The organism is Blautia caccae (genome assembly GCF_040095955.1).
Taxonomy (GTDB): Bacteria; Bacillota; Clostridia; order Lachnospirales; family Lachnospiraceae; genus Blautia; species Blautia celeris.
In genome coordinates, this window is sequence record NZ_JBBMFP010000011.1 from 132,845 (window position 1) to 155,914 (window position 23,070).

General features: G+C 47.3%; 20 protein-coding genes. 19 read left to right on the forward strand and 1 reads right to left on the reverse strand.

The annotated features are described in order from the left end of the window. From WMO65_RS13980 to clpX, 9 genes are all read left to right on the forward strand, one after another. Nucleotides 1–423 (forward strand): RrF2 family transcriptional regulator, encoded by a 423-nt coding sequence (locus tag WMO65_RS13980; RefSeq protein WP_148393161.1) that lies wholly within the window; start codon nt 1–3, stop codon nt 421–423. Between the two features lie 6 nt (nt 424–429). Continuing rightward, nucleotides 430–1,794 (forward strand): FAD-dependent oxidoreductase, encoded by a 1,365-nt coding sequence (locus WMO65_RS13985; protein ID WP_148393160.1) that lies wholly within the window; start codon nt 430–432, stop codon nt 1,792–1,794. An 83-nt stretch (nt 1,795–1,877) separates the two neighbouring features. Continuing rightward, nucleotides 1,878–2,423: a shikimate kinase gene (locus WMO65_RS13990; protein WP_033141277.1), complete on the forward strand. Its 546-nt coding sequence runs from the start codon at nt 1,878–1,880 to the stop codon at nt 2,421–2,423. A 196-nt stretch (nt 2,424–2,619) separates the two neighbouring features. Beyond that, nucleotides 2,620–4,023, forward strand: coding sequence for an undecaprenyl-phosphate glucose phosphotransferase (locus WMO65_RS13995; RefSeq protein WP_033141276.1), 1,404 nt, complete (start codon nt 2,620–2,622; stop codon nt 4,021–4,023). Between the two features lie 18 nt (nt 4,024–4,041). Continuing rightward, nucleotides 4,042–5,571, forward strand: coding sequence for an LCP family protein (locus WMO65_RS14000; protein ID WP_033141275.1), 1,530 nt, complete (start codon nt 4,042–4,044; stop codon nt 5,569–5,571). A 74-nt stretch (nt 5,572–5,645) separates the two neighbouring features. Continuing rightward, nucleotides 5,646–6,572 carry a glycosyltransferase family 2 protein gene (locus WMO65_RS14005; RefSeq protein ID WP_033141274.1) on the forward strand — a complete coding sequence of 309 codons (927 nt, stop codon included), beginning with the start codon at nt 5,646–5,648 and terminating at the stop codon, nt 6,570–6,572. 101 nt (nt 6,573–6,673) lie between these two features. Further along, nucleotides 6,674–8,500 carry a glutamine--fructose-6-phosphate transaminase (isomerizing) gene (gene glmS / locus WMO65_RS14010; protein ID WP_033141314.1) on the forward strand — a complete coding sequence of 609 codons (1,827 nt, stop codon included), beginning with the start codon at nt 6,674–6,676 and terminating at the stop codon, nt 8,498–8,500. A gap of 120 nt (nt 8,501–8,620) precedes the next feature. After that, on the forward strand, nt 8,621–10,405 hold the full coding sequence (locus WMO65_RS14015; protein WP_187370642.1) for a trypsin-like peptidase domain-containing protein: 1,785 nt from the start codon (nt 8,621–8,623) through the stop codon (nt 10,403–10,405). Between the two features lie 231 nt (nt 10,406–10,636). Next, on the forward strand, nt 10,637–12,073 hold the full coding sequence (clpX, locus tag WMO65_RS14020; protein ID WP_033141272.1) for an ATP-dependent Clp protease ATP-binding subunit ClpX: 1,437 nt from the start codon (nt 10,637–10,639) through the stop codon (nt 12,071–12,073). 122 nt (nt 12,074–12,195) lie between these two features. On the opposite strand, the gene WMO65_RS14025 is transcribed toward clpX, so the two are convergent. Continuing rightward, entirely contained in the window at nt 12,196–12,564 is a 369-nt protein-coding gene (locus WMO65_RS14025) for a VOC family protein (RefSeq protein ID WP_033141271.1), read from the reverse strand. Between the two features lie 219 nt (nt 12,565–12,783). Here WMO65_RS14025 and rho point away from each other — a divergent pair, with 219 nt between their 5' ends. From rho to WMO65_RS14075, 10 genes are all read left to right on the forward strand, one after another. Next, nucleotides 12,784–14,313: a transcription termination factor Rho gene (gene rho / locus WMO65_RS14030; RefSeq protein WP_054351854.1), complete on the forward strand. Its 1,530-nt coding sequence runs from the start codon at nt 12,784–12,786 to the stop codon at nt 14,311–14,313. A gap of 104 nt (nt 14,314–14,417) precedes the next feature. After that, nucleotides 14,418–14,621 carry a 50S ribosomal protein L31 gene (gene rpmE / locus WMO65_RS14035; protein ID WP_018593782.1) on the forward strand — a complete coding sequence of 68 codons (204 nt, stop codon included), beginning with the start codon at nt 14,418–14,420 and terminating at the stop codon, nt 14,619–14,621. A gap of 120 nt (nt 14,622–14,741) precedes the next feature. After that, a complete protein-coding gene (locus WMO65_RS14040) occupies nt 14,742–15,788 on the forward strand; it encodes a DUF1385 domain-containing protein (protein WP_103732899.1) in 1,047 nt (348 codons plus the stop codon). Then, nucleotides 15,775–16,644, forward strand: coding sequence for a peptide chain release factor N(5)-glutamine methyltransferase (gene prmC / locus WMO65_RS14045; RefSeq protein ID WP_148393159.1), 870 nt, complete (start codon nt 15,775–15,777; stop codon nt 16,642–16,644). The genes WMO65_RS14040 and prmC overlap by 14 nt, the downstream gene beginning before the upstream one ends. Then, nucleotides 16,637–17,710 carry a peptide chain release factor 1 gene (gene prfA / locus WMO65_RS14050; RefSeq protein ID WP_033141267.1) on the forward strand — a complete coding sequence of 358 codons (1,074 nt, stop codon included), beginning with the start codon at nt 16,637–16,639 and terminating at the stop codon, nt 17,708–17,710. The genes prmC and prfA overlap by 8 nt, the downstream gene beginning before the upstream one ends. Nucleotides 17,711–17,955: 245 nt before the next feature. Further along, nucleotides 17,956–18,636, forward strand: a complete 681-nt coding sequence (locus WMO65_RS14055; RefSeq protein WP_148393158.1) for a DUF3990 domain-containing protein — start codon at nt 17,956–17,958, stop codon at nt 18,634–18,636. Continuing rightward, nucleotides 18,614–19,276 (forward strand): helix-turn-helix domain-containing protein, encoded by a 663-nt coding sequence (locus tag WMO65_RS14060; protein ID WP_148393157.1) that lies wholly within the window; start codon nt 18,614–18,616, stop codon nt 19,274–19,276. Before WMO65_RS14055 ends, WMO65_RS14060 begins: the two co-directional genes overlap by 23 nt. A gap of 237 nt (nt 19,277–19,513) precedes the next feature. Continuing rightward, complete coding sequence (locus WMO65_RS14065) at nt 19,514–20,434, forward strand: nucleotidyltransferase family protein (protein WP_148393156.1); 921 nt, start codon at nt 19,514–19,516, stop codon at nt 20,432–20,434. Nucleotides 20,435–20,555: 121 nt separating this feature from the next. Continuing rightward, entirely contained in the window at nt 20,556–21,902 is a 1,347-nt protein-coding gene (gene glmM, locus WMO65_RS14070; protein WP_103731408.1) for a phosphoglucosamine mutase, read from the forward strand. Nucleotides 21,903–21,921: 19 nt separating this feature from the next. Further along, nucleotides 21,922–22,956, forward strand: coding sequence for a tetratricopeptide repeat protein (locus tag WMO65_RS14075; RefSeq protein ID WP_148393155.1), 1,035 nt, complete (start codon nt 21,922–21,924; stop codon nt 22,954–22,956). Nucleotides 22,957–23,070 lie beyond the last annotated feature (114 nt).

Below are 23,070 nucleotides of genomic sequence, written 5' to 3' on the forward strand. Positions count from 1 at the left end.
ATGACAAGTGAATTTGCGATCGCGGTACATGCATTGGTTTATCTGAACCACAAACAGGAGACTCTGGCCAGTGAAGAGCTGGCGAAGAATGTCTGTACCAATCCGGCACGCATCCGGAAGGTCATGGCAAAACTGAAAAAGAAGGAGCTTATTGCCACAAAAGAGGGACAGAACGGAGGATACCATACTTCCATGAAGGCAGCGGATGTGAATCTTGCCATGATTTACGACGCGCTGGAGATTGAGGCGGTGTGTGCGTCCTGGAAATCCGGCAATCCGGATATGAATTGTATGGTAGCTTCGGGTATGGCAGATATTATGGATGACATTTACGGACAGCTCAATGAAGTGTGCAGAGAGAAGCTGCGCAGAATCACAATAGCCGATATTGACAATAAAATATTTCACAGAGAAGAAAGGTGAATGAATATGAAAAAATATGATGCGGTAATCATCGGATTTGGCAAGGGCGGCAAGACACTGGCAGGTAAGCTGGCAGGGCAGGGAAAAAAGGTGGCGATGATCGAGAAGGATGCAGGCATGTACGGCGGAACCTGTATCAATGTGGGATGTATCCCGTCAAAATCCCTGGTCAGAAGCTCCGGACTGGCATTTAATAAAAAAGAGGCTTCCCCGGAGGAGAGGGCTGCGGATTATGAGGCAGCCATTGATGAAAAGAGACGGCTCACCGCTATGCTCAGGGAAAAGAATTTCAGGAAACTGGATGACCTGGACAATGTGGATGTATTTAACGGGACCGCATCCTTTGTCTCCAATACGGTTGTGGAGGTGAAGACAGCTCTTGAGACCTTTGAAATCGAAGGGGAGAAAATCTTTATCAACACAGGAGGAACCCCTGTGATTCCGCCGATCAAGGGTCTGGAGGGGAATCCCTATGTACATACCAGTGCCACACTGATGGATCTGAGAGAATATCCGAAACGTCTTGTGATCGTGGGCGGCGGTTATATCGGTCTGGAATTCTCCTCCATGTATTCCGGCTTCGGCACAGAAGTGACGGTTCTGCAGGATGGGGAAGTGCTGATCCCGAGAGAGGACAGGGACGTGGCGGAAGCCATACAGGGCGTGCTGGAAAGTCGCGGCGTAACCTTCAAGCTGGGATCCAGGATTTGGGAGATCGCCCAGGCAGACGGCCATGCGCTGGTGAAGCTCACCTATAAAGGTGAAGAGGAAATCCTGGAAGCAGATGCGGTGCTGATCGCAACAGGAAGAAAACCCAATACGGAGGGGCTGCACCCGGAACGAGCGGGAGTAGAGCTGAATCAGCGGGGCGCAGTGGTGGTGGATGATGAACTGAAGACCACAGCAGATAATATCTGGGCCATGGGCGACGTGCACGGAGGCCTGCAGTTTACCTACACATCCCTGGATGATTTCAGGATCATCTGGTCCCGCATGATCGGCGGCAGCTACGGGCTTTCCAAAAGAAAAGCGGTTCCCTACAGTGTGTTTATCTCTCCGTCCTATTCCCGGGTGGGCATGAGTGAAACAGAAGCCAGAAAAGCGGATATTCCGGTGAAAATAGCCAAACTTCCCGCGGCTGCCATTCCAAAAGCCCAGGTTCTGAAGAATCCTCAGGGTATGTTAAAGGCAGTGATCCATGAGGAGACAGGCCAGATATTGGGAGCCATGCTTCTGTGCGAAGAGTCCTATGAGATGATCAACACCATAAAACTGGCAATGGATCTCGGTGCTCCGTATCAGGTACTGCGCGACCAGATCTATACACATCCCACCATGAGTGAGGCGTTCAACGATCTGTTTAATATGTGATGAAAAAAGAATTGCTATTTTTCCTGTTTCTGCTATAATAAATTCATTACTTTACATTCATAAAGAGAAACAGGGGAAGCAACATGAGAGATAAGAAAGATTTTGGCTGTAATATTGTCCTGATCGGATTTATGGGAGCAGGGAAATCCACCATTGCCCGCACACTGAGTGAAAGGTACGGCCTGGAAGTGGTGGAGATGGACCAGCTTATCTCCGAGAGGGAGAACATGAGCATACCGATGATTTTTGAGACGCGCGGAGAGGAATACTTCCGCAGTCTGGAGACAGAGCTTTTGATAGAGCTGCAGGACCGGAAAAATGTGGTCATATCCTGCGGCGGCGGCGTACCCATGCGGGAGCGCAATGTTGCGGAGATGAAAAAAAACGGCAGGGTGGCCTTGCTGTCAGCTTCTCCGGAGGTGATTTTGGAGCGGGTGAAGGACAGCCACGACCGTCCGGTCATTGAGGGCAGAAAGACTGTGGAGTACATCCGTTCGCTTATGGAAAAACGCAGAGAAAAATATATGGCAGCAGCCGATTTTATTGTCAATACGGACAAAAAAAGCGCAGAAGAAATCTGCAGGGAACTGGTGGAAAAATTGGAAGAATGTAACAAAAATATTAAATAATGTTACAAGAAAAAACGGCGTTTTGCAGTAAAAAATCCTGCAAAACGCCGTTTTTTCGCCTCCTTAAGGAGTCTTCAGAAAATGTTTTGTTGCCTTTTTGTTAAAATTATAGTATTATTAGTTAGAATTATCGTAGCCGGCTGATACAGTAAAGGATAAGCGGCTGCGAATTATTAAGAAGAGAAGGTGATAAACCTTGATAAAAGAGAACCAGAAGCATTTTAACCGTCTGCAGGTGGTGATCGATGCTTTTGTGATTGCACTCTCTTATTTTCTGGCTTGGGTCATTAAGTTTTATGTACCTTTCCTGAACGACAATGTAGGAAGATTACCTTTCCGGGTCTATATGTCAGCACTGCTGTTCATTGTGCCCGGATATTTGATATTAAATTATGCGTTTAACATGTATACGCCTAAGCGTATGCAGGGGCGGAGACTGGAACTGTCCAATATCATCAAGGCTAATACCATTGGGATGTTCCTGTTTGTGGGAGTTTTATATCTGGTCAAGCAGATAGATTTCTCCCGTCATGTGATTTTTATTTTTTATGTGGTCAATATTTTTCTGGAGACGCTGTCCAGGAACCTCATACGACTGGGGCTTCGCCAGATGCGCTCCAAGGGATATAATCAGAAGCATGTACTTTTAGTTGGATACAGCCGTGCAGCAGAGGAATACATTGACCGCATTCTCGCCAATCCCCAGTGGGGATATAAGGTGCGGGGGATTCTGGATGATCATATTGAAGCCGGTACAGAGTATAAGGGAATCAAGGTGCTGGGACGGATTGCCAACCTTATGGTGATTCTGCCGCAGAATCATCTGGATGAGATTGCCATCACTCTGGGACTGAATGAATATTACCGTCTGGAACAGATTGTGGCTCTCTGTGAAAAATCAGGAGTACACACGAAGTTTATACCGGATTATAACCGCATTATTCCCACAAAGCCTTATACGGAGGACATTCTGGGACTGCCGGTCATCAATATCCGATATGTGCCGCTTTCCAATACGTTCAATGCCCTGATCAAGCGCATTATGGACCTGGGAGGCGCGCTGGCCGCAATTGTATTGTTTTCACCGGTTATGCTTTTCTCGGTGATCATGATAAAACTCACATCTCCCGGGCCGCTTATTTATAAGCAGGAGAGGGTGGGTCTGCACAACAGGAATTTCATGATGTACAAATTCCGCTCCATGGATGTGCAGCCGCCCGAAGAGGAGAAAAAAGCCTGGACCGTTAAGGATGACCCACGGGTCACCAATTTCGGCAAATTTATGAGAAAGACAAGTATCGATGAACTGCCTCAGCTTTTTAATGTACTGCGCGGAGAAATGAGTCTGGTTGGTCCTAGACCGGAGCGCCCCTTCTTTGTGGAGAAGTTCCGGGAAGAGATTCCCAGATACATGATCAAGCATCAGGTACGCCCAGGACTTACAGGATGGGCGCAGGTGAATGGATACAGGGGAAACACCTCCATCCGTAAACGAATTGAGTATGACCTGTACTACATTGAAAACTGGACCATTGGACTTGACATTAAGATACTGTTTCTCACAGTTTTTAAAGGCTTTGTAAACAAAAACGCTTATTAGTAAATAAGGGGAAGTGAAATGGCAAAAAAGAACAAAAGCGTCAGAAGGCGCAGAAAAAGAAGAGTGCTTTTTGGTATTGAACTGTTTGTACTGCTGATCTTGGTGGGCGGACTTTTCATATACGCAAAAGTCAATGAAAAGATGAATAAACTGGATATTGACACCAGCTCAGACGAGGCCAGCAAGGTCGAAGTCAATGAGGCAGTGGTTGGCAGTAAGACGCTGAAGGGATTTACCAATATTGCCTTGTTTGGTGTGGATAACAGGAAAGAAGACGTAAAATCAGGACAGAGTGATACCACGATCATTGCCAGCATTAACAATGACACGAAGGAAGTAAAACTGGTTTCTCTTTACAGGGATACCTATTTAAATATTGGCAATGACAAGTATACCAAATGTAATGCAGCATATAACAACGGCGGGCCGACACAGGCAATGTCCATGATCAACACAAACCTGGATTTGAATATTACCAATTATGTGGCCGTTAATTTCAAGGCTCTGGCTACGGCAATTGATTGTCTGGGCGGTCTGGATGTGGAAATGACATATGTTGAGCTCAAGAATATGAATGACTACTGTGTAGAGACTTCAGAAGTGACAGGTATGGATTATGAGCCGATTGAAATGCCGGAATACCCGGGTGATGATAAACAGGAATCAGAGATTTTAGGTTCTTTTCATCTAAACGGTGTACAGGCTACATCATATTGCCGTATTCGATATACCAGCGGCTGGGATATGAGGCGTACAGAGCGTCAGAGATATATCATTTCCCTTATTGTGGAAAAAGCGAAAAAAGCCAGCCTGTCTACATTGAATGATATTATGGATCAGGTATTTCCGATGATCGCAACAGACTTCAGCAAGAGCGAACTGATTAAATTGGGAATGGGTATCCTGTCCTATAAACTGGGTGAGACAAGCGGATTCCCCAACAGCAGTTTAATGGGCGATGAGGTTAAGAACGCCATTGGCCTTGACTGTGTGGTACCGACAACACTGGAGACCAATGTTAAGGCACTCCATCAGTTCCTGTTCGGTGATCAGGCTTATGAACCCTCTGACATAGTAAAACAGAGAAGCGATTATATAGCAGGACATACAGGATTCGGAAACTCCTATGTGAGTGATGAACAGAAGGCGCTTATCAGTGACAGGGCTTCTACCTATGACGGCTCTGCCGATACGCAGTCAAGCAGCGGAACAAGCACTTACAGTGATACGGATGACAGTGATTACAGCGATTATTCCGACTACAGTGACAGCGGATCCTCTGATTACAGCAGCGGCGGATCTTCTGATTACAGCGACAGCGGATCCTCTGATTACAATGACAGCGGGTCTTCCGATTATGGTGACAGCGGATCCTCTGATTACAACAGCGGTGATGATTATAATGATTCCGGTGATTCAGGAGAATCCGGCAATAACTATGACAACGGATATGAAGGCAGCGGTGATGACGGCTCCGGCGGCAGCAGTTCCGGAGAATCCGGTGACGGCGGGGGCTATAACAACGAGGATGATGATTACAGCGAATAAAAAATGAGAAAAGCGGCAGGGGATGTTGTGTGGATAACGCAGCATCCCCTTGTGCCATATAGAGGAGAAATTCTATGGATTCCTATACAGTGTCAGTGATAATACCGGTATACAAACCGGATGAAAAATTCAGAAAACTGGTGGAAGGCCTGAAAAGACAGACCTATCCCATAAAAGAGATCCTGATCATGAACACGGAAAAAGAATACTGGAAAGATACCTGGGTTTTGGGGATGGAGAATGTCCGGGTGGAGCATTTGAAAAAAGAGGACTTTGACCACGGCGGAACAAGAGCCAGGGCAGCAGCCATGACCACAGGCAATATTCTGGTCTTCTTTACACAGGACGCGGTGCCATATGATGAACATGTGGTGGAAGAATTGGTAAAGCCCTTTCAGGATCCGCAGGTGGGGGCAGCCTATGGCAGACAGCTTGCGGACAGGGACTGCAGGATCATAGAAAAGTACACACGTTCCTTCAATTACCCGGCAAAAAGCAGGATAAAGAGCAGGGAAGACCTGCCGGAGCTGGGAATCAAAACCTTTTTCTGTTCCAATGTATGTGCGGCCTACAGAAGAAGTGCATATGAGAAGCTGGGCGGATTTATAACGCATACCATTTTCAATGAGGACATGATCTTTGCCGGACGGCTGATCCTGGACGGAGGCAGTGTGGCTTACCGGGCAGATGCCAGGGTAGTCCATTCCCACAACTATGGATGTATGCAGCAGTTCAGACGCAATTTTGACCTGGCAGTCTCTCAGGCTGACCACCCGGAAGTCTTTGCCGGCATCCGCTCTGAGAGCGAGGGGATCCGTTTGGTAAAACAGACGGCAGGATACCTATGTAAGATACACAAGCCCTGGCTTATAGGGGAGCTGGTGGTGAAAAGCGGATTTAAATTTCTGGGATACCGGATGGGAAAATCCTACCGCCGCCTCCCAAAATCCGTAATAAAATTTTGCACGATGAACGCTTCTTACTGGACATCAACACAATAATCTGCTAAAATAGGCCATGTTTCATGGATAGAAGGACAAATATGCCGGATAATAAGACAAAGAATACATGTTTTGCATCCGGTTACATGGAGGAAATGATTATGTGTGGAATAGTTGGTTATATCGGAGAAGAACAGGCAGCACCTATTTTGCTGGAAGGCCTGGAGAAACTGGAGTACAGAGGATACGATTCCGCGGGAATTGCTGTCTATAACGGAACGACCATTGAGATGATGAAATCCATGGGAAGGCTGAAAATTCTGGATGAGCTCACCCACGGCGGAGCAACCCTGCCGGGAACGGTAGGGATCGGACATACCAGATGGGCTACCCACGGTTCTCCGTCCGATGTCAATGCCCATCCCCATTTCAATAAAGATAAATCCATCGTAGTGGTACATAATGGAATTATCGAGAACTATATGAAACTGAAGAAGAAACTGGAATCCAAAGGCTATGAATTTGTGTCAGAGACTGACACAGAGATCATTGCTCACCTTTTGGATTATTACTATAAAGGGGACCCGTTAGAGACGATCGCAAAAATCATGCACCGCATGGAAGGTTCCTATGCACTGGGCATCATGTTCAGTGATCAGCCGGATAAACTCTATGCAGTGCGGAAAGACAGTCCTCTCATCGTGGGAAGAAGCAGCGTGGGCAATCTGATCGCCTCCGATGTTCCGGCAGTGCTGAAATACACCAGAGATGTATATTTTATTGAAAATGAAGAGATTGTCTGCATGACAAAGGATGACATTACCTTCTACAATATTGATGAGGAGGAGCTGGAGAAAACGCCCACCACAATTGAATGGGATATTGACGCTGCGGAAAAAGGCGGCTATGAGTTCTTTATGCTCAAGGAGATGTATGAACAGCCCCAGGCTGTCGGCGACACTCTTAATCCCCGCATTAAGGATGGAAATGTGGTCATTGAGGAGCTGGGAATGTCTGACGACGAGATCCGCAGCATCCGCAAGATCTACATGATCGCCTGCGGTTCCGCTTACCATACCTGTGTGTCCGCAAAATATGTGTTTGAAGGGCTGGCGAGAATTCCGGTTGAGGTGGATCTGGCAAGTGAGTTCCGCTACCGCCATCCCATCTATGAGCCGGATACCCTGGCGATCATTGTGAGTCAGTCAGGAGAAACTGCGGACTCCCTGGCAGCTCTCCGGGAGGCAAAAGAGCATGGAATCCGGGTGCTGGGGATCGTCAATGTGGTGGGAAGCTCCATCGCCAGGGAAGCGGACAATGTGATGTATACCTGGGCCGGCCCGGAGATCGCGGTTGCCACCACCAAGGCATACAGCACACAGCTCATCGCCCATTATCTGCTGGCTCTGAAATTTGCAAAGGCCAGAGGTGAGATTGACGACGCGCAGATGGCAGAGATGGTGGAGGATTTGAAGAAGCTTCCGGGACAGATTGAGATGCTTCTGGAGAATAAGAAGAGAATCCAGAAATTCGCCAACCGTTATCTGGCTACAGAGCATGTATTTTTCATCGGCAGGGGCCTGGATTACGCCATTTCTCTGGAGGGCTCCCTGAAACTAAAAGAGATCTCCTATATCCATTCCGAGGCGTATGCTGCAGGGGAATTAAAGCACGGCACCATTTCCCTGATCGAGGAGGATACGCTTGTGACAGCGGTTGCCACCCAGGAGGAGCTTTACAAGAAAACCCTCAGCAATATCCAGGAGGTCAAGACAAGAGGCGCCTTCGTGCTGGCTGTGACCAATGTAGGCAATACAGAAATTGAAAAAACAGCGGATTATGTGATCTATCTGCCAAAGACAAATAAATATTTCACCAATTCTCTGGCAGTGGTACCTCTTCAGCTTTTTGCGTACTATGTATCTCTCGGAAAAGGGCTGGATGTGGATAAACCGAGAAACCTGGCAAAATCTGTAACTGTAGAATAGAATTTCATTTTTTCTTTGCTGTTTTATCACAATTTGAACACAAATGGCTGGTAGACTATGTTTCAGAAAGATAAATAGTAAGATATTTCAGGATAGATAGCAGTGAAGGGAGAATGTATCATGAGTGAAGAATTCAATGAGGGCATGAATGAGAACCGCGGCATGGCGGAAGAACATAAGGGACCGGAAGAAAATCCTTCCATTACGGAAACTCCGGGCAGCGTAAACTTTACCATGAAAGAAGCCGCAGAAGAAAAAACAACAGAGCAGGAGCAGACAGCACCGGGTTATGGAAACGCAGAAGCGGCTTCAGAAACACCAGTATATGGAAATACAGATACAGCGTCAGGAGCGGCTGAAGCCGGTGCTCCTCAGCAGCCGGCAGGCGGACAGCAGAGAGCAGAAGAACCTGCGCCGGCCCCTACGCCGGAAAATCCTGTATATGCCAGGTCCTACAAAAGCGAGTCCGGAAAAGAAGAATGGTATGAGAAGGAACGGAAGAAAAATTATGATTCCTATAAATTTACCTCCCCCATTCCTCCGGAAAACAATAAAAAAGAAAAGCCCGGAAAATCCCAGGGCGGAATCGGTAAGAAACTGGGAACAGCGGCAGCCTGTGCGGCCGTGTTCGGTCTGGTGGCAGGCGTTGTCTTCCAGGCAACCAATTATGTGGGCGATAAAGTAAACCCGAAAGAGAATGTAAAAATAGAAAATACCCAGACAACAGGAGGCACATCCGCAAAGGGAAATGATGCAATCAGCACCGGCAGTTCTAACACATCCGGTGCGACTGTAGCGCAGGTGGCAAAGAACGCCATGCCCTCCATTGTCTCTATTGTAGGGGTGAGTGTTCAGGAGCTTCCTGACATCTACAAATATTTCTATGGACAGCAGGCACAGGAGGCCACAAGCAACGGTTCGGGAATCATTGTGAGCCAGAATGACACAGAGCTTCTGATCGCCACCAACAATCACGTGGTAAGCGGTGCGGATTCCCTGACGGTATTCTTCACCAATCAGGACGGCAGCGCGGTTACCAGTTCCCAGGTGGAGAAAACCAGCAGCGAACAGGGTGTCGACGGGGAAGAAACGGAAAGTCCGGGCAGTGCAGTGGCAGCTCAGGTAAAAGGTACGGATGCTGATAATGACCTTGCAGTTATCTCTGTAAAGCTTTCCGATATCCCTCAGGATATTCTGGAGGAGATCAAAGTAGCCACCATCGGTGATTCCGACTCTTTGACTATGGGTGACCAGGTTGTGGCCATCGGCAATGCCCTGGGATACGGGCAGTCTGTGACCAGCGGTTATGTAAGTGCCCTGAACCGTCAGGTGAGCTCTGAGAATGCAGACAGCACATTTATCCAGACAGACGCAGCCATCAATCCGGGCAACAGCGGCGGCGCCCTTCTGAATATGAATGGGGAGCTGGTGGGCATCAATTCAGCGAAAATCGCCTCCAATGAAGTGGAGGGTGTGGGCTTCGCGATTCCAATCTCCAAAGCAGAACCGATCCTGGATGACCTGATGAGCAAAGAGACCAGATATAAAGTGGAAGATGAAAATAAAGCATCATATCTCGGCATCACATGTACGGATGTGACATCCGAGGCAGTTCAGGTGTACGGGATGCCTGTAGGTGTCTTCGTATACAGCCTGGAAGAAAACGGTCCGGCAGCACAGGCCGGTATCCAGAAGGGCGATGTCATCCTGAAAATTGACGGAACAAGCCTGAATACCAGAGATGAGCTGATCGAGAGACTGCAGTATTACGAAGCAGGGGAGAGCGTGGATTTCGTTATCTCACGTGCCCAGAACGGTGAGTACAAAGAACAGACCATAACCGTAACACTGGGGGCCAAGAAAGATGCCAAGACAACAACCCAGGAAGAGGAAAAGAGCCGTTAAAGTTAAAAAACAGCAGACAGAGGTGTCTGCCTGTACATGGAAGTGTGCAGGCAGATGCCTTTTTCTTCGCCGGCTTTACAGGCAGTTAATGAAAAGTTTACTTGTTACTCATATGAATTTGTGATAAGATACCCACAAACGATAGAAAAATGTAACGATTCAGTTTACTGAACAGATACAAAAAATCACTAATAATCAAATTTTATATAGAAAAGGCAGGGAGAATAGGAAATGGCAGACGATAAGGACTATTTGGAGAAATCCGAAAAAGACAAGTTAACCGCAGATAATTCCTCAAATGACGAGGAAGACTATGAAAAAATCTGTTTCATGTGCAGAAGGCCGGAGAGCAAAGCAGGGAAAATGATTGACCTGCCAAACGATATCCATATCTGTGTGGAATGCATGCAGAAAAGCTTTGACACCATGAACAACGCACCGATTGACTATAACGATTTAATGAAGAACATGCCCAACGTGAGCATGATCGATCTGAACACGCTGCAGAACCAGATTCCAAAGCGTCAGCGGGTGAAAAAGAAAAAAGAGGAACCAAAGCAGGAAAATACAGCATCCAAGGCATTTGACATCCGAAGTATCCCGGCGCCCCACAAAATAAAAGCCAGCCTGGATGAATACGTGATCGGACAGGAACGGGCCAAGAAGGTCATGTCAGTAGCTGTCTACAACCATTATAAGAGAGTATTTGCGGACAGGGCGGATGATATTGAAATTGAAAAGTCCAATATGCTGATGATCGGGCCGACAGGAAGCGGCAAGACTTACCTGGTCAAGACTCTGGCAAGACTTTTAGATGTACCCCTGGCGATCACAGACGCTACCTCATTGACTGAGGCAGGATATATCGGCGATGATATTGAGAGTGTTGTCAGCAAGCTTCTGGCAGCGGCAGGCAATGATGTGGAGCGTGCAGAGCACGGAATCATTTTTATTGATGAGATTGACAAAATCGCAAAGAAAAAGAACACGAACCAGAGAGACGTAAGCGGTGAGGCCGTACAGCAGGGAATGCTGAAGCTGCTGGAGGGCAGTGAGGTGGAGGTTCCGGTGGGGGCCAACAGCAAGAATGCCATGGTGCCTCTGACCACTGTGGATACCAAGAATATTCTCTTTATCTGCGGCGGAGCCTTTCCGGATCTGGAGAATATTATCAAGGAGCGTCTGAATAAGCAGGCATCCATCGGTTTCTTTGCTGACCTGAAAGACAAGTATGACCATGATGCCAATATACTGGATAAGGTGATCGTGGATGACCTGAAAAAGTTCGGCATGATTCCGGAGTTTTTGGGACGTCTTCCCATTATCTTCACACTCAGCGGTCTGACAGAGGAGATGCTGGTGCAGATTCTCAAGGAGCCTAAGAACGCCATTTTAAAACAGTACCAGAAACTGCTGGCACTGGATGAGGTGAAGTTGGAATTTGACGACGGAGCCCTTGGTGCGATTGCGAAGATGGCCCTGGAGAAACATACAGGCGCCAGAGCCCTGCGCGCGATCCTGGAGGAATATATGCTGGATATTATGTATGAGATTCCAAAGGATGAGAATATCGGGGAAGTCATAATCACAAAGGAATATATTGAACATACCGGAGGCCCCAGAATACTTCTGCGCGGCCAGGAGATTCCGAGGATCAGCATGAACTGACAGCAATGTGAAGGAGCAGTACTTTACAGCTTACCTGTATAAAAAAGGACTGCTGCATCAGAAGCCATCGGCCTGATGCAGCAGCCCTTCGGATACAGGATATCCTGCAGACCTGCAGTGTATTATTTGGCAGGAACAACCTCCAGCCAGTAGCCGTCCGGGTCCGCGATGAAATAGATGCCCATATCGTGGTTTTCAAAACAGATGCAGCCCATTTTTTCGTGAAGCGCATGAGCCTCCTCATAGTTATCAGCCTGAAATGCCAGATGGAATTCATTGTCGCCCAGGCTGTATGGTTCTTCTCTGTCACGGAGCCATGTCAGTTCCAGTTCAAAGTCTGTAGTATCATTTCCCACGTACACAATGATAAAGGAACCGTCATCCGCGGTGATGCGTCTTTTTTCCGTAAGCCCCAGTGCCTCCTGGTAAAATGTCAGAGAGCGTGACAAGTCAGCTACATTATAATTCTCATGTATCATTTGAAATTTCATAAAAAACAGCCTCCTTTTCTTTTTTTATATTATAAAATAAGTAAGGGCAGATGACAATAAGACACCGGAAGAAAAAAATTATAAATTGCATATTATTCTTTTGCTTTTTTCCAGAAAGTATGGTAGGATTATAGAAGAAAGAGAAATATTCATAGATCTATTCATGTCGAATCAGACGATTACCCATTTGTTGCGATTTTTAAAGAAAGGATTAATATAATGAGAGAAAAATATGAGTCCCTGTCTTTGGGGGCATTAAAAGAAATTGCCAAGGCCAGAGGAATGAGAGGAATTTCCACCCTGAAAAAAAGTGAATTGGTGGAGCGCATGGTGCAGGAAGATGACAAGGAGCGCCAGATGAAGGAGAGCAGTGCTCCCCAGGAAAGCGAACAGGAATCCAGAAATGGGTCAAGAGCGGGCAAGGCAGAAGAACGCCAGGAGTCAAGAGCATCCGGCCGCCAGGAAGAGCGCCAGGAGACAAGAGCATCCGGCCGCCAGGAAGAGCGCCAGGAGACAAGAACGTCCGGCCGCCAGGAAGATCGTCAGGAGTCCCGCACTTACGTCAGAAAAGAAGAAAAGCAGGAGAGCCGTACAGAGCGCCCGCCTATGGAGCAGTCAGACTTGGACAGCGGCATGAGTGTGAGCGGCATTCTGGAAGTGCTGCCGGACGGCTATGGGTTTATCCGAAGTGAGAATTATCTGCCGGGTGAGAACGACGTGTATGTGTCTCCCTCACAGATCCGCAGATTTAATCTGAAGACCGGGGATATTCTCCGGGGTAATACAAGAGTGAAGAGCCAGAACGAAAAGTTTTCTGCCCTCCTTTACGTGACATCCATTAACGGAATCAAACCGAATGAGATGCGCAGGTTGAATTTTGAGGACATGACCCCTATATTCCCCAATGAGAGACTGCACCTGGAGCGTCCGGGCGGAAGCCTTGCCATGCGTATTGTGGACTTAGTCAGCCCAATCGGCAAAGGGCAGAGGGGTATGATTGTGTCTCCTCCGAAAGCAGGTAAGACAACCCTCTTAAAAGACGCTGCCAAATCCATTTTGAAAAACAATCCGGAGATGCACCTGATCATCCTGCTGATCGATGAGCGGCCTGAGGAGGTAACAGATATCAGGGAAGCCATTCAGGGACCGAATGTGGAGATCATCTACTCCACTTTTGACGAGCTGCCGGAACACCACAAGCGAGTTTCCGAAATGACCATAGAACGTGCAAAACGTCTGGTGGAGCATAAGAAAGATGTTACCATATTCATAGACAGTATTACAAGGCTGGCAAGAGCCTACAACCTGACCGTTCCGCCAAGCGGCCGTACGCTGTCCGGCGGTCTTGACCCGGCGGCGCTGCACATGCCAAAGCGCTTCTTCGGTGCTGCCAGAAATATGAGAGAGGGCGGAAGCCTGACGATCCTTGCCACAGCCCTTGTGGATACCGGAAGCAAGATGGATGATGTGGTTTACGAGGAGTTCAAGGGTACCGGCAACATGGAGCTGGTTCTGGACAGAAGACTTCAGGAAAAGCGCGTATTCCCGGCTATTGATATTTCAAAATCAGGTACCAGAAGAGAGGATCTTCTGCTCACAAAAGAGGAGCATGAGGCAGTGGATATCATGCGCAAAGCCCTGAACGGAATGAAGGCAGATGATGCCCTTGAGAACATCTTAAATATGTTCGCACACACCCGCAATAACAATGAATTTGTACAGACAGTGAAAAAACAACGATTTCTATAATAATGCTTGCATTTATAAAAATCATATGCTATAATTTAAAAGCTGTTTGAATTTGTAAAACGCAAAATAAAGATAAATAACAAACGATAGAAGAGGTGAAAAAGATGAAAGAAGGAATCCATCCAAACTACCAGGAATGTACAGTAGTATGCAACTGTGGAAATACATTTAAAACAGGCTCTACAAAGAAAGAACTCCACGTAGAAGTTTGCTCTAAATGTCATCCTTTCTATACAGGACAGCAGAAAGCTGCACAGGCTCGTGGACGTATTGATAAGTTCAACAAAAAATACGGCATGGACAAATAAAAAAACGGGAGAGGCTGAGGTTTTAGGACTTCAGCCTCTTATTGTATATCCTGAGCAGTATAGTATCTGCTTTGGCAAATCGCTGCTGCTTTTGGGGATTTGTATGATATGGAGGTATAGATGAAATCATCTAACATCGGCGGACAGGCAGTCATGGAAGGCATCATGATGCGTCATCAGGATCAATACTCCATAGCTGTCAGAAAGCCGGACAAAGAGATTGAAGTTAAGATAGAAGACTACAAGAGTTTTATTAAGAACAAAAAGATACTCTCTCTTCCTATTATCAGAGGCGTGTTCAATTTCATTGATTCGCTGGTAGTGGGCACAAAATGCCTGATGTACTCCGCAACCTTCTTTGAGGAGGAAGAGGAGGAGATTAAAAAGAGAGAAGCTCTGAATCAGGAAGAACGGGAAAAATACGACGCAAAACAGAAGAAACAGGAAAGTATCCTCATGACAGGAACCGTGATCTTTTCTGTGATCCTCTCTGTAGGTCTGTTCATGGTGCTGCCGTATCTGATCGCCAGCCTGCTGCACAGGGTAGGCGCTTCGGAGACAGGGGTGACCCTGGCGGAGGCGCTGGTGAGAATCCTGCTCTTTTTGGGATATCTGCTTTTGATTTCCAAGATGGAGGATATCCAGAGAGTGTTCATGTACCATGGGGCAGAGCACAAGTGTATTAACTGTGTGGAACACGGAAAGGCCCTGACCGTGGAAAACGTTATGGAGAGCTCCAGACTCCACAAACGCTGCGGGACCAGCTTTCTGTTTTTTGTCATTGTTGTGAGTATTATATTTTTCCTGGGATTTTTTGCTGTTGTGCCGGTACATACCATGTGGCTGCGGGTTGTGATCCGTATTCTGCTGGTGCCGGTGATCGCCGGTATTTCCTATGAAATTATCAGGCTGGCGGGAAGAAGTGAGAATCCTGTGGTGTGTGCGCTTTCGAAGCCGGGTATGGCTATGCAGAAGCTGACTACAAAAGAACCCACACCGGATATGGCGGAGGTTGCCATCGCGGCGGTGGAGGCAGTCTTTGACTGGAAGGCATATCTTCTGGAAAATTTCCCGGATGCCCGTGAGAAGATCGCACAGGCGGAAGAAGACCGTATGACCGCTTCACACAGATGTGAAACAGGAGAGGGCTGTTATGCAGACGCATAGAGAACTTCTTCTGGAGGGAAGAAAGACACTGGAAGAAGCCGGAATCGCAGACAGTACAACTGATGCATGGCTTTTGATGGAATATATAACAGGCATGACACGGGCTTCCTATTTTATGAGGGAGAACGAGGAAATGTCCCGGGAGCAGGCAGAGAAATACAGGGAGATGATCAGGAGACGTGCACAGCACATTCCTCTCCAGCACATCACCCACGAGGCCTGGTTCTATGGATTGAAATTTTATGTGGATGAGCATGTGCTGACTCCACGGCAGGATACGGAAGTTCTGGTAGAGGAAGTGCTCCTCGAAGCCGGGAAGATGCAGGCGGGCAGCAGCAGATCCAGGATTCTGGATATGTGCACAGGCAGCGGCTGCATTTTGCTGGCTCTTTTGTCCGTTTTAAAAGAAGCGGAGGGGGTTGGAGCGGATTTATCCGAAGAAGCCCTTGCTGTGGCAGCAAAAAACAGCAGAGAGCTGGGAATACCGGCTGTATGGAAAAAAAGTGATCTATTTGCAGATATCAGTGGAACATATGACATTATTGTTTCCAATCCGCCATATATAGAGAGCCATGTCGTTGACAGCCTGATGGAGGAAGTAAGAGACCACGAGCCGAGAATGGCCCTTGACGGGACTGCGGACGGCCTGTATTTTTACAGAAGGATATCAGGCGAGGCGGGGGAGTATCTGAAGCCCGGAGGGATTCTGGCTTTTGAGATTGGATATAACCAGGGCGGCCCGGTGCGCCTTATGCTGCAGGATGCCGGATATACAGAGATAAGAGTAGTGAAGGACCTGGCAGGCCTTGACAGGGTGGTGCTGGGAAGAAAGAAACAGGAGGAACACCATGTTTGATAAGTTAGATGATATTTTGATTCGTCTGGAGGAGATTTTAAATGAGTTAAATGAGCCTACAGTTGCGAATGACACGGCGCGCTTCCAGAAGCTGATGAAGGAACAGAGCGATCTGCAGCCCATAGCGGACGCGTATCGTGAATATAAAAATTGTAAACAGACAGTAGAAGACAGCCTTATGATGCTGGATGAAGAGTCAGACCCGGAGATGCGCGAGATGCTCAAAGAAGAACTCTCAGACGCCAAGAAGCGTATTGAGGAGCTGGAGCGCGAGCTGAAGATCTTACTTCTGCCGAAGGACCCCAATGATGAGAAGAACGTTATTGTGGAAATCAGAGCAGGTGCAGGCGGAGACGAGGCAGCGCTTTTCGCGGCGGAGATCTACCGTATGTATGTGAAATTTGCGGAGTCCCAGAACTGGAAGACAGATATGATGAGCCTCAATGAGAACGGCATCGGCGGTTTCAAAGAGGTCACTTTCATGATCAACGGAAAAGGCGCTTATTCCAGGCTGAAGTATGAAAGCGGTGTACACCGCGTCCAGCGTGTGCCTGAGACAGAGAGCGGCGGCCGTATCCATACCTCCACCATAACGGTGGCGATCATGCCGGAGGCAGAGGAGATTGACTTCCATCTTGATATGAATGACTGTAAGTTCGACGTATTCCGTGCTTCCGGAAACGGCGGCCAGTGTGTCAACACCACAGACTCTGCGGTACGTCTGACCCATATCCCCACAGGAATCGTCATCTCCTGCCAGGATGAAAAGTCACAGCTCAAGAACAAAGACAAAGCGCTTAAGGTGCTTCGTTCCAGACTGTATGAGATGGAGCTGGAGAAGCGCCACGACGAGGAGGCAGAAGCCAGAAGAAGCCAGGTGGGTACCGGGGACCGCTCTGAGAAGATCAGAACCTATAATTTCCCCCAGGGACGTGTGACAGATCACAGGATCAAACTGACACTGCATCGTCTGGACGGTGTGCTGAACGGTGATCTGGAAGAAATCATAGACAGTCTTACGGCTGCAGACCAGGCGGCTAAGTTGACGAAAATGAACGATAAATAATTGGAAAATAGAATAACAGCCGTTGGGCTGTAAAGACGGGCTGCCGCATGAGCTGAACATTTCATGCGGCGGCCCCTTTTTAATATACAGTCCGGGACAGAAACCACAAAACGCCTTCCTGACGTTCCCATTGTTCTTCCCGGCACGTCCAGTGTCTCTTAGCAGTATGCCAGGACAGGTTGTTGACATTATACTTCTGCAGAAGTATAATGAAAATAGCTCGGCAGAAGTATGGAGGTAGTTTAATGAGCAAATTGATCCTATATCATGGTTCCCCGGAGATTATACAATCTCCGGTTTACGGAAAAGGAAAAATAAATAATGATTATGGCTGTGGCTTTTACTGCACGGAACACTTAGAGCTTGCAAAAGAATGGGCCTGTACAGAAGGAACGGACGGTTATGTGAACCAGTATGAAGTGGAAACAGAGAGGCTGCGAATCCTGAATCTGTCTGCAGGGGAGTATACAATTCTTCACTGGCTTTCTCTACTGGTAACTCACCGTAAAATTCGTATCTCTACACCAGTTATGAAAATGGGTATAGAATGGCTGACGAACTCTTTTTCTATTGATCTTGGCAGATGGGATGTAGTTATTGGGTACCGTGCAGATGACTCGTATTTTTCTTTTGCCCGTGCTTTTTTGAATAATGAAATATCACTTTCTCAGCTTTCGGTAGCGATGCGTCTGGGAAAATTGGGTGAACAATTTGTGCTGAAAAGTCAAAAAGCCTTTGATACAATAAAATTTTTATCCTATGTACCTGTAGATAACCGGCAATACTATGTAAAAAGAAAATCAAGGGATGATGAGGCCCGCGCTGCTTTTCGGGCAGAACTGGAAGAGAATGATTTGGATGGACTGTATATGAGGGACATCCTTCGGCAGGAGGTGAAACCGGATGACCCACGCTTACGATACTGAATATTTAGATGATGCCATGCGGAATTTGGGAGAAGCAGTGGATTATGCTGTGAATGCCTGCCGGTTGAAAGCAGATGATTTTATGGGAATGTTTATTGTCAGCAGTCTGGCTGTGCAGTTTGAAAAGGGGGTTCCCAGAGTGATATCCGGGATGTCAGGGACAGAACTGGTATGGGAGACTCTGCAGCAATCCGGTGTGCGAAAAAAAATGCCTGAGCCCCAGATTGATTATGAGTATTCTCCTGCTTATTGGTGCGGCTGGATACTGGCGTATTATCAGTGGTATACCGGCCGCAGTTTTAAAGATATTTTATCCTGTATTTCCATGGAGGAGATTGAGAAGCTGTATCCTGCACTGCATGAATCACCGGAAGATAAATTTATTGATGTGGTAAATCGCAGGATATCCAACAGAAAGCTTCCCACAAAACTACAGACATTGCGGAAAACGGCGGGCTATTCCCAGAGAGAACTTTCGGAAAGATCAGGGGTAAATCTGCGGACTCTTCAGCAGTATGAATCGCGCGCAAAAGATATGAATAAGGCAGCGGGACGCATTCTGTCAGCACTTGCACGGACGCTGGGATGTAGCATGGAAGACCTGCTGGAATATGAGATGGATGAATTAGAAGGAAAATAAGTGATTTGGATTTCTCTGTCCTGTTTATGGACATACAAAGCGCCCCGTGATATACTAAAACAAGTATCAGCAGGTGTTAACCCAGGGAAGTAAAGATTGCATTTCCCGGTAAATTGTAATATATTATGGAAGTAAGTATTTTATGGTAAGAGTGGTAATTGGTATTCTGACGCCTGATCTCCAGGCGGACAGACTGGTAACATATAGAATTTATAAACGAGGAACGGGAGAAAAATCATGAAAAAAACAGCACTGGTAATCATGGCAGCCGGAATCGGCAGCCGCTTTGGAAAAGGAATCAAGCAGCTTGCAAAAGTGGGGCCGAGCGGTGAGATCATCATGGATTATTCCATTCACGATGCCCTGGAGGCAGGATTCAACAAAATCGTATTCATCATCAGGAAAGACATAGAGGAAGAATTCCGTGAAGTGATCGGAAACAGGATCGAGAAGGTGGCAGAGGTGGAATATGTATTTCAGGATCTGCAGGACCTGCCAGAAGGATTTACCTGCCCGAAGGAGCGCACAAAGCCATGGGGAACCGGACAGGCCATCCTGGCAGCCAGAGAAGTGCTCAAAGAGCCGTTTATCGTCATCAACGCAGACGATTACTACGGCAAGGAAGCTTATGTAAAGATTCATGACTATCTGGTGGAAGAGCATGAGGATACAGGTAAGCTGGATATCTGCATGGCCGGATTTATTCTGGAGAATACACTGAGCGACAACGGTTCTGTGACCAGGGGCATTTGCTCTCTGGATGAGAATAAGAATCTGGTGGGAATCGCGGAGACCTACAATATTAAGAAGACAGAAGAGGGTCCGGCCGTGGAGACAGAGGACGGCGGCCTTTGTATGCTGGACCCCAAGAACCTGGTATCCATGAATATGTGGGGGTTGACACCTGCATTTTTAAGAACACTGGAAGAGGGTTTTGTGGAATTCTTAAAGGAATGCGGTCCGGAGGATCTGAAGAGGGAATATCTTCTTCCTACTATCGTGGATAAGCTCATCAAAGAGAACAAGGCAGATGTGGCTGTGCTCAAGACACATGACACCTGGTTTGGCGTTACATATCAGGAAGACAAGGAAAAAGTAATGGAAGCTTTCGCAGATCTGGTAGAGCAGGGCGTATACAAAAAGGATTTATACGCATAGGCAGGCAGTGCCGCAGGCATCCGGATTCCACAATAACAGTGACAAATCACAAAAAATGTGATATTTTATAATACGGTAACGAAAAGATAAAGAAATTGGACATTTGTATAAGGAGTCAGTTATGGGAAAATATTTTGGAACAGACGGTTTCCGCGGGGAAGCTAACGTAAACCTGACAGTAGAGCATGCATTTAAAGTGGGACGTTTCCTGGGATGGTATTTCGGACAGGAGCATAAGGCGCAGATCGTGATCGGCAAGGACACCAGAAGAAGCAGCTATATGTTTGAATATTCACTGGTTGCAGGTCTGACAGCGTCCGGCGCAGATGTATATCTTCTGCATGTGACCACCACACCCAGCGTTTCCTACGTTGTGCGCACAGAGAACTTTGACTGTGGTATCATGATCTCAGCCAGCCACAATCCATTCTATGACAATGGAATTAAGATCATCAACGGCAACGGACAGAAGATGGAAGCATCCGTTGAGGAGCAGATCGAAGCGTATATTGACGGAAAGGTACCGGAGCTGCCTCTGGCAAAGAGAGAGGATATCGGCCGCACAGTGGACTTCTCCGCAGGAAGAAACCGCTATATCGGATATCTCATCTCCATTCCGACACGTGCCTTTAAGAATAAAAGAGTGGGCCTTGACTGCGCAAACGGCAGCGCATCTGCCATTGCAAAGAGTGTATTTGATGCGCTGGGTGCCAAGACCTATGTGATCCACAATGACCCGGACGGAACCAATATCAATACAAACTGCGGTTCCACACATATTGAGGAACTGAAAAATTTTGTCAGGGAAAATCATCTGGATGTGGGCTTTGCCTATGACGGAGATGCTGACCGCTGTATTGCAGTGGATGAGAACGGCGATGAAGTGAACGGTGACCTGATCATGTATGTATGCGGAAAATACATGCAGGAGCAGGGCAAGTTAAACAACAACACCATTGTCACCACCATCATGTCCAACCTGGGTCTTTACAAAGCCTGCGAGAGAGAAGGCATTGCATACGAGAAGACAGCCGTGGGCGACAAATACGTCTGCGAGAATATGATGGCAAACGGCCACTCCATCGGAGGCGAGCAGTCCGGCCACATTATCTTCTCCAAACACGCCACTACAGGTGACGGCATTCTGACTTCCCTGAAGCTGATGGAAGTCATCATTGAGAAAAAACAGCCTCTCAGCATGCTGACCAAAGAAGTGAAGATTTATCCGCAGGTACTGAAAAATGTGCGGGTATATGATAAGAAGGAAGCCAGAGAGAATCCGGAAGTGGTGAAAGCCATTGCAGAGGTGGAAAAAGCCCTGGGCGATGACGGAAGGATTCTGGTGCGCGAGAGCGGTACAGAGCCTGTGATCCGCGTAATGGTGGAAGCAGCTTCCAATGAGATCTGTGAAGAAAATGTAGATAAAGTGATTGCTGTCATGAGGTCTGAGAATCTGATCGTACAGTAAACGAACGGGGAATTTATTTGTGAAGGGAAAATTTATTGTTCTGACAGGATGCATCCTCTGTCTTATGGCAGGATGCGGAAAAGAGACACCCAGCTATTATGAACTGGGCGCGGAAGATTTAGAGGGGAAAAAATATCAGAGTGCCATCGAAAACTTTGAGCTGGCCATCGCCGAGGAGAAATATGAGGTGGAGGCTCTCAGGGGAGAGGGCATTGCCTATCTGAAAATGGGAAAATACGAGGAGGCACAGCAGGCTTTGGAAAAAGCCAGGGACCTGGCCGCTGATTCGGAGAAGGCCATGAGAGCCGACATTTTGGCATATCTGGCTGTGGTGCAGTACCAAAGAGGCGACTTTGAGGGAAGTGCAGCCACCTGCGACCAGATGCTGGATGTGAAGAACAGTAAAGAGGGATATTTCCTCAGGGGAACGGCCTATCTCCATCTGGATCAGTATGACAAGGCGGCATCCGACTTTGGAAAAGTGGCTGCAGATTCCAAAGAGTATAATGACTATCTGGAAATCTACCGTGTATACGAAAAGTGTGACATGAAGGCTGACGGAGAGTCTTATCTGGAGATGGCCCTGGATATAGAGGCCGGTGATGAGCGGGACCACTATGACAGAGGCCGTGTCTACTACTATCTGGAGGAGTATGATAAGGCAAAAAAAGAGCTGACCACAGCCTACAATGACGGATATAAAGAGGCAGCCATTTATCTGGGCAAGGTATACGCGGAACAGGGCGATACGGCCAATGCCCGGGCAAATTATAAAGAGAGCCTGAGTGAGCAGTCACTACAGGCAAAAGCTTACAACGGTATGGCTTACTGCGATATCCTGGACGGAGACTATGACAGTGCCCTCTCCAATATTCAGAAGGGACTGGACACGGGGGACCAGGACGAGAAACAGGCACTTCTGTTCAATGAAATCGTGGCCTATGAAAAGAAGATGGACTATGCGTCTGCAAAAGAAAAAATCACCGCATATCTGGAGGCTTATCCTACAGATGAGAGAGCAGTGAAAGAAAATTATTTTCTGGAGACAAGGTAAAGAAACGCCGGATTTCCGATATATCAGAACAGAGTATGGCATAATACTCTGTTCTTTTATCTTTTTATACAGATAAAATCTGCTGCTGCATACAGATGCGCCGGATACAGCGCT